Genomic DNA, 13,496 nt, shown 5'->3' on the forward strand with positions numbered 1-13,496 from the left:
CGCAGCGCACGGGGAACCCAATGCGGTGTTCGCCATCACCGATTATCACGTCATCTCGAACGCTGGTACCAAGGCATCTTGGGTGGCGCTGAAGCCTATTACCGGACGCACCCACCAATTGCGCTTCCACATGGCAGAAATGGGCTATGCCATTGCAGGTGACCCGAAATATGTGTGTGACCGCGAGCCTATTGGTGGCTTGGGTGAGCAATTGCATCTGCATGCTCGTGCGATCCGCATCCCGCACCCAAAAGGCGGGATTCTGAGCGTTACCGCCGACCTGCCACCCCACATGCTGAAAGCGTTCGACGCACTTGGCTTCCAGCAGTTTGAAGGCCGCGACCCGTTTGAACATTTCCGGGTGGATGCTTGACCTTTCGCTTCGCGGTCTTTGATATTGACGGCACTTTGGTCGATAGCCGGGCAATCATCACGGCTTGCATGGACAGGGCCTTTATTGGTGCCGGGCTTGCCCCTCCGGGGTTTGAACGGACCAGGCGGGTCATTGGCCTGTCTTTGGGGCCGGGCTTAGCCTATCTCGCCCCCGATGCCGACGACGCACTGCGTCAGTCTATCCTAGAGAGCTATCGCACCGCCTTTTTCGACATACGGCAAGACCCAGCCTTTCAGTCACCCGCCTATGACGGGGCCGATGCGCTGTTACGCAGCTTACTGGCAGACAATTGGGTATTGGGCATCGCCACGGGCAAGTCCCGTCGGGGGCTTGATGCCATGCTGGAGCAGCATGCTTGGGGCGATCTCTTCCAAGCCCATTTTTGCGCCGATGACGGTCCGGGCAAACCTCACCCGCATATGGTGCTAGAGAATATGCGCGTGGTCGGTGCCAAGCCTGACCAGACCTTGGTAATCGGCGACAGCGAGCATGATATGGCCATGGCCGTTCAGGCCGGTACGACGGCAATCGGCGTATCTTGGGGCTTTGGTACGACCGAAGAAATGCTGGCCGCCGGTGCCGCGCGCGTCACCCACCAGATGGGGGAACTCGAGCAGGTCCTGAAGGGCTACGTAAAGGACAGCTAACTGCGTTTCAGCGTTTCGCGAAGAGCCTCAACTTCGCCCCGTAACGCTCTCATTTCATCTAGTAAAGCCTCCTCGCGTGCTTGGGCACTTAGGGCAGCAGATGCCACTACATCTTGTGCTTCATCCTGCATCGCCCCAACGACTACCCCGATAAAAAGGTTCAACACCACAAAGGCGCTGAACAGGATGAATGGCAGGAAGAAGAACATCGCATAGGGGTGGTTTTCTAAGACTGGCTTGACGATCTCCCCAGACCATCCATCCAAAGTCATAAGCTGAAACAGGGTGTAAAGGCTGCGGCCAAGGTCGCCAAAAGCTTCAGGCTCCGTTGCCGCAAACAATTTTGTCGCCATCACGCCACTGACATAGAAAACCAAGGCAAGCAGAACGATGATGGAGCCCATACCAGGCAATGCCGAAAGCATAGCCCCCACCACCCGGCGCAAACTGGGGATGATCGTGATCAAGCGCAGGACCCGAAGGACGCGCAGCGCCCGCAAGACGCTTAACGGACCCGATGCAGGCACAAGTGCGATCGCAATGATGGTGAAGTCAAACAAATTCCAACCAGACTGGAAGAACTTCTGCCGATAAACGATCAGCTTTAAGCCCAGTTCTGCGACAAAAACGGCTAGCAAAGCCTTATCGAGTCCTATCAGGATTGGGGCCCACGTCGCCATGATTGCGGGTGACGTTTCCAGCCCCAGGATCAAAGCATTGACCAAAATGAGGCCAGTAATGACCCACTCGAACGCGCGCGATTCAAGGATTTTTTGAATTTTATCTAACATGACAGGTTCCCTAGCACTTCCCATTGGCGCGGCGGTTGGATTGGGTCAAGGATTTGACTGGCTTGGAGGGGGTAAAATTAAAGAAAACCAAGCCGAAAGGCCTTTAATTCGTGCAGCTATTCACAGAAACGTCACAGTAAAACAACCATTTTTTAGGCTTGCAGGACTAAAACGGAGGGTAAGAGGCAAAAATGATCATTCAGTTGCTAAGTCCAAACTCTCCCCATCTCCTGTCGACCGCGACAGGGCAAGATGCGTTTGAGATTTTCAGTGCGGACCCAAATTGTATGGCAATTGCGATCATTGATACCGACAACAAGCCAGTTGGCTTGGTATCGCGACAGGCCTTTTTGCTTAAGTATGCTGATACTTTTGGACGTGCGCTGTGGGAGAAACGACCAATTGCGATGCTGATGAACAAAGCGCCGCCAATTTTCGATAAACACCTATCAATTCTTCAGGTCTCTGCTTCCTTTGCCGAATACACGAACGAAGCTTTCTTGGATGGATTTATTGTAACGGACCAAGGCAAGTTTGCAGGCTTGTGCGATGCAGCGGCCCTCTTGCGAGCCAGTGTTGACGACCAATTGCAAAGGTCGAAAAAACTAGCCTGTTTTAGCGAGGAACTCGACCAGCTGCTTCGCTTACAACTAACGGGCGAAGTCGACTTGGCTAAATTCGCTTCTGCCATCACCCAATCGGCCACTTCGGCACTGGAAGTAGAGCGTGCAAGCCTGTGGGTGTTTGATGATCGCCGAGAAACACTTAGCTGTGTGCAACGGCGCGAAGATTCTCTGGATTATTTCAGCGATGGGCATTCCATTAGCCGGGGTGACTATCCTCTTTATTTTCAGGCAATTGAGCAGGAACGGGTTGCAGCCATACACGACGTGGTAACAGATCCACGCTCAGAACGGCTAAGGGTCGATTATTGTCAACCACTGGGGATTAAGTCACTTTTGGACGCCCAAATTCTCTTTGATGGCGAGTTAAAGGGTGTCTTATGCTGTGAATCCCAAGGCAGAACCCGCCAATGGAATGACGATGAATGTGCCTTCGTTGTCTCTTTGGCTGAGCGCGTCGCTCAGTTTCTGCAAGCCCAAGAAATTGCTGATTTGGCGACCAAGGCAGAAGCCGCCAATCAAGCTAAATCCAGCTTCCTTGCAAATATGAGCCATGAAATTCGGACGCCCCTAAATGGTGTCATCGGCATGGCGGGTGCCCTAGCCCGCACAAGCCTTGATCCGCGTCAGGAAGAAATGGTCAACCTTATCTTGTCGTCGGGTAACGCCTTAGAGGGTCTACTTGGAGATATTCTAGACCTTTCTAAAATCGAAGCTGGCAAGCTTGAAATTACTGAAGATGACTTCGACCTCTTCAAGCTTATCCAACAAACGACACAGATTCTGCGCCCAGCTGCGGAATCAAAAGGCCTAGAGTTCACTGTGAGTATTGCACCCAATGCACACGGTCTTTTCCGAGGCGATCCTCTGCGACTTCGCCAAATTGTCTCGAATTTGGTTTCAAATGCCGTCAAGTTCACTCAATTTGGTTCGGTCGGTATCGAAGTCACTTTGTCTGAGAGCGCGGGGGGCGACAGTGCTGACCAGCTCATAGTTCAAGTCACTGATACGGGCATAGGCTTTGATGACACGACCAAAAAGCGTCTCTTTAGTCGCTTCGAGCAAGCCGACGCATCAATTACCCGTGCATTTGGTGGATCAGGCCTTGGCTTGTCGATCTGTCTCGCTTTGACCAGCGCATTGGGCGGAAAGATTCTGGCTGACTCGACCCCCGGTATAGGCAGTGTATTTCGATTGGTTTTGCCCACGCGTCGCACCTCACCTCGCCCTGAATCAGGCAGGCTAGAATCCAGTTCCTTTGGTTCAACAGGGACCAGGCCAGATGACCCAGCACAAAGTGACCTCAAAATTCTCTTGGTTGAGGATCATGTGATTAATCAGCGTGTTGTGGCGTTGATTTTAGAGCCACTTGGCGTTGACCTCACCATTGCCAATCATGGCCTTGAGGCGTTGGAGGCCTTTCACCAAGGATCGTTTGACGTCATTCTCATGGACATGCAAATGCCAGAAATGGATGGGCTAACCGCAACGCGTGAAATCCGACGGCTAGAGACGGCAAAGGGCCTACAAAGAACACCAATCGCCATGTTGAGCGCTAATGCGCTGCAGGAGCATGTCGATCAAGGTCGGGAAGCTGGTTGTGATTACTATATCGCCAAACCGATTACCCCAAAAAGCTTGATAGACGGCATTGAGTTGGCGATCGCTCGAGCACAAGTTGGCCCCCAAGAGGGCTCTGAAGAAACAGACTGCAAACAGGCTTAGAATCGCCGGGCGTTGCATCTCACTCCCTGGCTCGGCTGGCCAGTGGTGGCTAAACACCCTATTTGACTTTCATGACCCAGCAAACATCCAGCCGCCGCTTTTATAAGACTGTCGATATCGCCCCGGTCGAAACCGGCTTTGCCGTGCGCCTTGATCGGGCGACGCCCAAGACCCCCGCGAAAAAGCCGCTCGTCCTGCCAACAGAGGCCGCTGCCAAACTGGTTGCGGCCGAATGGGACGCGCAGCTCGAAACCATCGACCCGTTCGCCATGCCAATCACCCGACTGGTCAATGTTGCATTGGACCGGGCGGCAGAGACCCGCGCGGCCATGGTCGGCGAGATCGTCAAATATGCGGCGACCGACCTTGTGTGTTATCGGGCAACAACGCCTGCTAGCTTGGTTGCTGCCCAAGCCGCGGCCTGGGACCCGTTACTTACTTGGGCAGAGGCGCACTTTGGCGTTCAGCTTGTCACCACGATGCAGGCATTGGCGATTGATCAACCTGAAGAGTCTCTCGCCCGCATTGAAGCCGCCGCCCACGCACTCGACGATTTGCGCCTCACGGCGCTGGCCTTCGCCAACGGGCTCGCAGGCTCTGCCATTGTGGCACTTGCCCTCATCCACCGCCACATTGACGGCGAAGCAGCCTTCCGCGCCATACGCGTGGAAGAAGATTGGCAGGCCGAACGTTGGGGCCCCGACCCCGATGAAGAAAAAATCGCCAATGCCCGGCGCGTCGACCTGATTGCGGCGGAGCGATTGGTTTCAGCGCTAGACTAACCCTCACCCCGTTCCCAAAAACACCTCAGGATCCACTTGATCGAACAGATGCAGCGCCAAGCGGGCGGCAAGCCCACGTGGACTGGAGAGCGTGGGGTCAGCGTCCACCAACACACGCGCGTCGCGTTGGGCGATGGCCAATAGGTCTGAGTGGAGGGCAGCGTCGGCCAGCTTAAAGGCCGGGATACCCGATTGGCGCAAACCTAAAAGGTCTCCCCCGCCGCGCAGCTTGAAATCTTCTTCAGCAATGGCAAAGCCATCTTCGGTCTCGCGCAATTTCGCAATGCGGCGTGCGCCCATCTCGCTTAACGGATTAGCATAGAGCAACAGGCAATGGCCGGGCTTACCGCCCCGCCCTACCCGTCCCCTGAGCTGGTGCAATTGGGCGAGACCAAAGCGCTCTGCATGCTCAATCACCATCACGCTAGCTTCGGGCACATCGACGCCGACTTCGATCACTGTAGTGGCGACCAGAATTTTAGCCGCCCCAGAGCGAAAGTCCTCCATCGCTTCGTCTTTGTCCTTGGATGACATCCGGCCATGGATAAGGCGCACGCTGTCGCCAAACATGGCCTGCAAGTCCTGAAAGCGGTCGCTGGCCGCCGATACGTCTACCTTGTCACTCTCTTCCACGAGCGGGCAGACCCAGAATACGCGGTCGTCTTTCTCAATGGCGCGACGGGCGGCTTCGGCCACTTCATCCAGTCGATCGAGCGACATGGCGATGGTCTTGATCGGCGCGCGCCCTGGCGGCTTTTCATCCAAACGACTGACATCAAGGTCACCATAAACGGCCATGGCAAGCGTGCGCGGAATGGGCGTCGCACTCATTGCCAGCACGTGGGGGGCAAAGCCTTTGTCGATCAGGCGCCTCCGGTCAGCGACGCCAAAGCGGTGCTGCTCATCGACCACCACCAGCCCCAATTGCTGAAATACCACGCCTTGCTGAAACAAAGCATGGGTGCCGCACACCGCATGAATATCGCCATTGGCGAGGCCTTCTAGCACCATGCGCTTATGACTGGCCTTATCCTTACCAGTCAGGACCTCGAGGCGCAGGCCGATCTTGGCCATCAAGGGGGCTAGGCCCGCATAATGCTGGCGCGCGAGGATCTCGGTAGGTGCCATCAAGGCTGACTGCATGTGGGCTTCAGCGGCGCGCGCCATCGACCACGCCGCGACCAAAGTCTTGCCCGCGCCGACATCGCCTTGCAGCAGGCGCAACATCGGCGTTGATGCCGCCATATCCGCCCCGATTTCAGCAAAAGCGCGGGCTTGGGCTTGGGTTTGGTGATAGGGGAGAGCAGCTAATAGAGCGTCGGTATAGATACCTGTGCCGTGGATGGCGCGTCCTGGGGTACGCCGCCTTGCGGCACCCGACAGCTGCAGGGCAATTTGGCGGGCAAAAAGCTCATCATAAGCCAGCCTGCGCCGTGCAGGCGTGCCGGGCAGGATCTCATTCTCCCCATCGGGGGCATGGGCACGCACAAGGGCTGCGCCAAAGCTCTCCCAGCCTTCGCGTGCCACCAGCGCGGGATCGGCCCATTCGGCAAGCCCCTCAGCCTTATGCGCCGCTGCGCCACAAATCTTCGCCAGAGCGCGGTGCGACAGGCCCGCCACGCTGCGATAAATCGGCTCAAACACCACGCCCAAATCGGGATCATCTAGATTAAGGATACGCGACGGATGGATCATCTGCCGCTCGCCATAACGCTCGCTGATTTCGCCAGAAACCACGCGTGTCGCCCCTTCGGGCAAGCGCTCGCTCAGATAACGCGCATTGGGCTTGAAGAAGAGAAGCGACAGGAAGCCCGTATCGTCTGACACCTGCACCTTATAAGGCCTGCCCATGCCACCGGGCTGATGGCGTTCCACCGTCACTTCGAGGGTACATAAACGCCCAAGCTCTGCTTCATGAATTTTGGGGCGATACCGTCGGTCGACCAGCCCTGTCGGCAAGTGAAAAGCGAGATCGCGCACGGTCTCGCCGCCAGCCGCTTTAGCCGCCAAAGGCGCAATCTTGGGGCCGACCCCGGGCAGGGTCGTCAAAGGCGCAAAGAGGGCAAACAGGCTTTCAGGACGCATGGTGCCCTATGTTTAGCCGAGCTTGACCCGCCGCGTCACGCGCCACTTTTAGCTTTCATCACCCGGATCAAGCCTTCTTGCGCAACGCTGGCCACCAAGCGCCCGTCACGGGTGAAGATTTTACCGCGGTTCATGCCGCGCCCACGCCCGGCCCACGGGCTGTCAGTGCAATACAGCAACCACTCATCAGCCCGGAAGTCATCGTGAATCCAAACTGCGTGATCAAGGCTCGCCGTCATCAACTCGCCCCGCATCCAGCTGAGACCATGCGGGCGTGCACACGTTCCCAACAACTGCATATCGGTGGCATAGGCCAGTACGGCGCGATGAATCTGCGGATCATCGCCCATAGGTGCCACGGCGCGGAACCACGAATTCTGCATCGGCGGCAATTTGTCCGCTTTCAACCAAGCCGCAGCATCGAGTGAGCGAAACTCAATCGGGCGCGGCGTCAAGAAGAAGGGGCGAAACCGCTCGGGCACCATATCAATAGACTTTTTCCGCCATTCGAGCTCGGACGGCAAAGACTCGGGGTCTGGCATGTCCGGCATTTTGTCCTGGTGGTTCAGACCTTGTTCCAGCTTGTGGAAGGATGCGGCCATATTCAAGATCGGCACGCCCTGCTGCTGGGCGATAACGCGACGGGTCGAGAAACTGCCACCATCATAGTCGCGCACTACACGGTAAACGACGGGGAAATCCTCATTGCCGGGCCGCATAAAATAAGCGTGCATCGAATGGGGCAAACGATCAGCATCGGTCGATTTACACGCCGCCATCAATGCTTGGGCAATCACTTGCCCCCCGAACACGCGCCCCCGCCCGCCGTCTTTGCGCGCACCGCGGTAGAGGTCGGTGTCGAGCGTCTCGACATCCAACAAAGTGGTTAAGCCATGGATCAATTCTTCGGGGGAGGGATGTTGCTCAGTCATGCTGCTCAGTTAGGACAATTGCGCTCGCGGGGGAAGTTCGCAGGTGCAGGAAAAGAAGGTCCGGCGCGGTAGGGTGCAGTCCTGCTAGACTGCACCATCTCTCGATCTGCGACATCAAGATGGAGCGTTTGCGTTGCCAAAGGACCGCGCAGCACGAGCCGCGCATGCCAACGCTTATAGATGCGCAGCTAGTGCTGCGCGGTCCTTCACCCCCTACAACTTCGCCCCTCGCAGCGCGCGCCAAGCTTCTAGCTTCTCCACAATGCGCGCCTCGGCGCCATTCTCGGTTGGCTGATACAGATCCTGCGGTCCCATGCGGTCCGGGAAGCCGGATAGCCCTGAAATGCCGCCCGGTGCATCTGGATCATAAACATAGCCTGCGCCATAGCCCTGTTCCTTCATCAGCGTGGTGGGGGCATTGAGAAACCGCGCGGGTGGGGGTTCGGAGCCTGTTTGAGCGGCCAAGGCTTGGGCCTTCTTAAAGGCGACATAAGCGGCATTGGATTTGGGCGCGCACGCCAGATGCAAAGTCGCCTGCGCCAGCGCCAACTCCCCCTCAGGCGAGCCCAAAAACTCAAACGCGTCGCGGGCAGCGATGGTGACGCGTAAGGCCGTCGGGTCCGCCAGACCTATGTCCTCGCTCGCCATCCTAACTAAGCGGCGGGCAATGAAAAGCGGGTTCTCGCCACCATGCAGCATGCGCGCCAGCCAATAAAGCGATGCATCGGGGTCGCTGGCGCGCACCGACTTATGCAGGGCCGAGATCAGATTATAATGCTCGTCCTTATTCTTGTCATAGGCGGGTGCTCGGCATTGCAAGAATTGGCTGAGGCCTGCTCGGTCATAGGGCTGGTCAAAAGCGGCTTGAAACACCTCTTCCAACAAGGTCAAAAAATGGCGGCCATCGCCGTCGGCAAAGTCCATCAGCGTCTGGCGGGCCTGCGTGTCCAAGGGCGCAGGGCGGCCATAATGGGCCTCGGCACGTTGCAATAGGGTTTCGAGCCCCTCGTCTTCCAGCCGTCTCAGGACAAAGACCCGCGCGCGCGACAGAAGCGCACCATTGATTTCAAAGCTGGGGTTTTCCGTTGTCGCACCCACCAAAGTTACAGTGCCAGCCTCGACATAGGGCAGGAAGCCATCTTGTTGCGCGCGGTTAAAGCGGTGAATTTCGTCCACGAATAACAGGGTGCCACGCCCCGTCGTGCGCAATTGGGCGGCGGCCTCGAACGCTTTGCGCAGATCGGCGACGCCTGAGAACACTGCCGAAATGGAGGTAAAGGCCAGATCAGACGCATCGGCTAGCAAGCGCGCAAGGCTGGTTTTGCCCACGCCCGGCGGGCCCCATAAGATCATGCTGGACAGCCGCTTTTGCGCCACCATGCGGCCAATGGCCCCGCCTGGGGCCAAGAGATGATCTTGGCCGACAATATCGGCAAGGCTGGTTGGGCGCAGCACGTCGGCCAAGGGTCGGCTTAGGTCTGCTTCCAGTCCTGAGGCCGCAAACAGATCGCTCACAAGAATAGGACCGCCGTGATTTGCTGATCCCCACGTTGGATCGTGACCTTGGCCCGCTGGCCACCGCTGAGACGGTCGGAGAGGTCTTGCGAGGACTGGATCGGCTCATCATTGACCTGCAGGATGATATCGCCCGGGCGAAGGCCAGCGCGGGCCCCTTCCCGCGCGCCATCAACCGCGGTAACGATTGCGCCTCGCGTGAACGGGTCCACCCCCTGCTCTTCTGCTAGAGCTGGATTGATTGTCGCGACGCTCACGCCATCAAAGCTGTGCCGCCCGGCAAGCACACGCGGGGTCTGCGCTTCGCCCGGAGGGGCCGAGAGCTTGCCGCGACTGGTGCGAACTTGGCCTTGGCGTTGATAGGTAAATTCAACCGCTTCACCAGGTTTGCGAGTTGCGGCTTGATATTTCAGGCCAGAATCGTCGGCCACAGGTGCGCCAGCAAAGGCGGTGATCACATCGCCTCTGCGCAAGCCCGCTTCGGCCCCGGCAGAGCCTGGATAGACATCCGTCACCAAAATGCCGCCCGGGCGGCTGAGGCCTAGGGAGCGGGCGACTTCGGCATCGACATTCTGGCCTTTGATGCCAGTCCAAGCGCGAATGACTTTCCCATCGGTGACAGCACCATCGACCACGCGCTTGACCATCTCAGCGGGAATAGCAAAGCCAACACCAGCCGACGTACCAGAGCGAGAAAAGATCGCGGTATTCACGCCGACCAGATCGCCATTCATATCCACCAAAGCCCCGCCGGAATTGCCGGGATTGATGGAGGCGTCGGTCTGGATGAAGAAGCTATAGTCGGTAATGCCCACGTCCGTGCGGGCAAGGGCAGAGATGATGCCGCCTGTGACGGTTTGGCCCACACCGAAAGGGTTACCAATCGCCAGAACCTGATCGCCCACTTGCGCGTTCGATGTGTCGGCAAAGCGCAGAGCAGTCAGCCGCTCCCCCTTGGTGTCGATGCGCAGCACGGCAAGGTCCGTGCGCGGGTCGGTCAGGACGATTTTGGCCGGAAACTCTCGCCGGTCACCCAGCACAACGACTAATTCTGTCGCGCCATCAACCACGTGATTATTGGTGACGATAATCCCATCATCGCGCACCACAACGCCAGAGCCTTGGCTCTGGCTGGCGCGGTCTGGCATGCGAAAAGCGCCGCCAAAGAAATCAACCGCAACCCGCCCGCGCTGGATCGAGCGCGCATAGACATTCACCACCGCTGCAGACGAACGCCGCACGATGGGTGCGTAGGAGGAAATCGCGTCAGACTTGGTGGCAGGCACCACTCGTGGCTGGGCCGGCGTGCTGGTTAGGGTGCTAGGGGCTATAGCGGCAGGCTTTTGGCCGGCAGCAACTTGGGCGATCAAGGGCACACCTGTGACGAGGCCCGCGCCCACCGCAGAAGCGGCGATCAATTTTAACATGCCGACCCGGCCTCCATTGGATGTCTGTTTGTTCATGGCTTCTATGAAGGGTCTCTGAGTATGAACCGCAAGTGGCCCAATTGTGACAAATCAGTCAGACAAGGCAATGTTCAGCCTTTTCGTTACAGCGCGCAATCCCGCCATTGACCCGGTGCTAGGTCGCCTAACGCCCACTCGCCAATCTGAACCCGCACTAGACGCAACGTCGGGTGGCCAATCGCCGCCGTCATGCGCCGGACTTGGCGGTTGCGGCCTTCACGGATCGTCAGGCTGATCCAGCAATCGGGAATGCTCTTGCGCACCCGGATTGGCGGGTTACGCGGCCATAGGCCCGGATCGTCGAGGCGGGCGACTTCCGCTGGCCGCGTTGGCCCATCATTCAGCACCACCCCTTTGGCTAGGCCTTCGAGCGCCTCATCAGTTGGGATGCCCTCGACTTGCACATAATAGGTCTTAGGCAGCTTGAATTGGGGATCCGCGATCCTTGCTTGCAGCTTGCCATCATCGGTCAAGAGCAAAAGCCCCTCACTATCGCGGTCAAGGCGGCCAGCGGGATAGACGTTCGGCACCTTGACAAAATCCGCCAAAGTCTGCCGCCCCTCCCCACCCGAAAACTGGCAGAGGACGTCATAGGGTTTGTTGAACAGGATGAGGCGGGGCATGGGGGGCTTATAGGGCGGTTGGTGGGATCGGGCAAAGCAGAGCCCCAAAAACAAAAAAGCCGCCCCAGACAGGGCGGCCTTTTAATACAACGACAGCGCTAAAGCTTATTCGTCGCCAGCAACTGGGCCGGAGTCTTTACCCTTGGCGCTGATGTCGCGGTCGACAAATTCGATCACGGCGACGGCTGCATTGTCACCATGGCGGAAGCCCGCTTTCATGATGCGCAAATAACCACCAGCGCGGTCAGCATAGCGTGGGCCGATGACGTCGAACAGCTTCTTGGTTTGAGTCTCATCGCGCATGCGCGAAGCGACCAGACGACGCGAAGCCAAGTCACCCTTTTTAGCCAAAGTGATCAAACGCTCCAAAACTGGGCGCAATTCCTTTGCCTTTGGCAAGGTGGTCACGATTTGCTCGTGCTTCACCAAGCTGGCAGCCATGTTGGCGAACATGGCGGTGCGGTGTTCATGTGTCCGGTTCAGTTTCCGGTGTCCGTGACCGTGGCGCATTTCTATTTCTCCATCTGGCGACGTCTCGCGACGTTGCGTCTTGATTACATTTGGTCTTCGAACTTCTTAGCGAGTTCGTCGATGTTTTCAGGGGGCCAGTTTGGCGCTTCCATGCCCAAATGGAGACCCATTTGCGCGAGGACTTCCTTGATCTCGTTCAAGGACTTGCGGCCGAAGTTTGGCGTGCGCAACATTTCTGCTTCGGTCTTCTGGATCAGATCGCCGATATAGATGATGTTGTCGTTCTTCAAGCAGTTTGCCGAACGCACCGACAATTCCAACTCTTCCACACGCTTCAACAAAGCTGGGTTGAATGGCAATTCTGGGCGGGTTTCTTCGACTTTCTTCGTCTTGGCTTCTTCGAAGTTGATGAAGACGTCCAATTGGTCCTGAATGATGCGCGCTGCATAGGCAATCGCGTCTTCAGGCGTCATGGCACCGTTGGTTTCAACTTCCATGACCAGACGGTCATAATCGAGAACTTGGCCTTCGCGGGTGTTTTCCACCTTGTAGGCAACGCGCTTTACTGGGCTGTAGAGCGCGTCAACCGCGATCAAGCCGATTGGCGCATCTTCAGGGCGGTTTGCATCCGCCGTCACATAGCCCTTGCCGTTTTCAACAGTGAATTCCATGCGGATTTCAGCGCCGTCGTCCAAGGTGCACAGGACTTGTTCTGGGTTCAGGATTTCGATGTCGCTACCGGCTTGGATTTCTCCAGCGGTCACTTCACCTGGGCCTTGCGCGCGCAAGGTCATGCGCTTTGGGCCGTCTGCATGCATGACCAAAGCCACGCCTTTGATGTTCAACACGATGTCGGTCACGTCTTCACGCACACCAGCAATCGAGGAAAACTCGTGGACAACACCGTCGATCTGCACCGAAGTAATGGCCGAGCCGCGCAGAGACGACAAAAGCACGCGGCGAAGCGCGTTACCCAAAGTCATCCCAAACCCGCGCTCTAATGGCTCTGCGATCAGCTTTGCTTTACGCGCTGGATCGAAACCATGTTCAATGACCGTCTTATCTGGGCGGATCAACAGCTTCCAATTTTTTTCGAGCACCATGTAATCCTCTATATAGTCGGGGGCGAAACTTTGTTCGCCAAGTCAATAGTCAACCGAATGCGGGCCCGTGTGGACTCGCCAATGCCGCGCGATTAAACGCGACGGCGCTTCGGTGGACGGCAGCCGTTGTGCGGGATCGGGGTCACATCACGGATCGAGCTGATGATGAAACCAACCGACTGCAAGGCGCGCAGCGCGCTCTCGCGACCAGAACCTGGGCCGGACACATTAACTTCGAGGTTACGGACACCGTGCTCAGCCGCTTTGCGGCCAGCGTCTTCTGCTGCTACCTGAGCAGCATAAGGGGTGGATTTGCGTGAGCCCTTAAAGCCCATCATG

13 protein-coding genes are annotated in these 13,496 nt (G+C 57.4%); 4 read left to right on the top strand and 9 right to left on the bottom strand.

Annotated elements, in window-relative coordinates:
- Both ACIQ20_RS13650 and ACIQ20_RS13655 read left to right on the top strand, forming a co-directional pair.
- The coding region (locus ACIQ20_RS13650) for a pseudouridine synthase (RefSeq protein WP_395781192.1) at positions 1-373 on the top strand (373 nt) is incomplete at its 5' end.
- Entirely contained in the window at positions 370-1,041 is a 672-nt protein-coding gene (locus tag ACIQ20_RS13655; protein ID WP_395781194.1) for an HAD-IA family hydrolase, read from the top strand. The genes ACIQ20_RS13650 and ACIQ20_RS13655, both read left to right, overlap by 4 nt.
- On the opposite strand, the gene ACIQ20_RS13660 is transcribed toward ACIQ20_RS13655, so the two are convergent.
- Positions 1,038-1,832 carry an ion transporter gene (locus tag ACIQ20_RS13660; RefSeq protein ID WP_395781196.1) on the bottom strand — a complete coding sequence of 265 codons (795 nt, stop codon included), beginning with the start codon at positions 1,830-1,832 and terminating at the stop codon, positions 1,038-1,040. The genes ACIQ20_RS13655 and ACIQ20_RS13660 overlap by 4 nt on opposite strands.
- 191 nt (positions 1,833-2,023) lie before the next feature.
- Between ACIQ20_RS13660 and ACIQ20_RS13665 the strand changes: the two genes are divergently transcribed.
- Together ACIQ20_RS13665 and ACIQ20_RS13670 are read left to right on the top strand one after the other, a co-directional pair.
- The gene (locus tag ACIQ20_RS13665; protein WP_395781198.1) at positions 2,024-4,180 is read left to right on the top strand and encodes an ATP-binding protein; all 2,157 of its coding nucleotides are present in this window, start codon (positions 2,024-2,026) and stop codon (positions 4,178-4,180) included.
- Positions 4,181-4,251: 71 nt separating this feature from the next.
- On the top strand, positions 4,252-4,962 hold the full coding sequence (locus tag ACIQ20_RS13670; protein WP_395781200.1) for an ATP12 family chaperone protein: 711 nt from the start codon (positions 4,252-4,254) through the stop codon (positions 4,960-4,962).
- A gap of 3 nt (positions 4,963-4,965) precedes the next feature.
- Here the strand turns inward: ACIQ20_RS13670 and recG are convergent, their stop codons facing one another.
- The 8 genes from recG to rpsK all read right to left on the bottom strand — a co-directional run.
- On the bottom strand, positions 4,966-7,047 hold the full coding sequence (gene recG / locus ACIQ20_RS13675; RefSeq protein WP_395781202.1) for an ATP-dependent DNA helicase RecG: 2,082 nt from the start codon (positions 7,045-7,047) through the stop codon (positions 4,966-4,968).
- Positions 7,048-7,082: 35 nt separating this feature from the next.
- Complete coding sequence (locus ACIQ20_RS13680) at positions 7,083-7,979, bottom strand: acyl-CoA thioesterase (RefSeq protein ID WP_395781204.1); 897 nt, start codon at positions 7,977-7,979, stop codon at positions 7,083-7,085.
- A gap of 213 nt (positions 7,980-8,192) precedes the next feature.
- Positions 8,193-9,494, bottom strand: a complete 1,302-nt coding sequence (locus tag ACIQ20_RS13685; protein ID WP_395781206.1) for a replication-associated recombination protein A — start codon at positions 9,492-9,494, stop codon at positions 8,193-8,195.
- A complete protein-coding gene (locus tag ACIQ20_RS13690) occupies positions 9,491-10,921 on the bottom strand; it encodes a Do family serine endopeptidase (RefSeq protein ID WP_395781208.1) in 1,431 nt (476 codons plus the stop codon). The genes ACIQ20_RS13685 and ACIQ20_RS13690 overlap by 4 nt, the downstream gene beginning before the upstream one ends.
- Positions 10,922-11,043: 122 nt before the next feature.
- Entirely contained in the window at positions 11,044-11,583 is a 540-nt protein-coding gene (locus ACIQ20_RS13695; RefSeq protein ID WP_395781210.1) for a pseudouridine synthase, read from the bottom strand.
- Between the two features lie 105 nt (positions 11,584-11,688).
- Complete coding sequence (rplQ, locus tag ACIQ20_RS13700; RefSeq protein WP_395781212.1) at positions 11,689-12,093, bottom strand: 50S ribosomal protein L17; 405 nt, start codon at positions 12,091-12,093, stop codon at positions 11,689-11,691.
- 44 nt (positions 12,094-12,137) lie between these two features.
- Positions 12,138-13,154, bottom strand: a complete 1,017-nt coding sequence (locus tag ACIQ20_RS13705; RefSeq protein WP_085340330.1) for a DNA-directed RNA polymerase subunit alpha — start codon at positions 13,152-13,154, stop codon at positions 12,138-12,140.
- A 95-nt stretch (positions 13,155-13,249) separates the two neighbouring features.
- Positions 13,250-13,496: 30S ribosomal protein S11 (rpsK, locus tag ACIQ20_RS13710; RefSeq protein WP_395781214.1), on the bottom strand; the 247-nt coding region annotated here is incomplete at its 5' end.

The sequence above is a fragment of the Aquidulcibacter sp. genome, from assembly GCF_044346625.1.
In the GTDB taxonomy this organism is placed as follows: Bacteria; Pseudomonadota; Alphaproteobacteria; order Caulobacterales; family Aquidulcibacteraceae; genus Aquidulcibacter.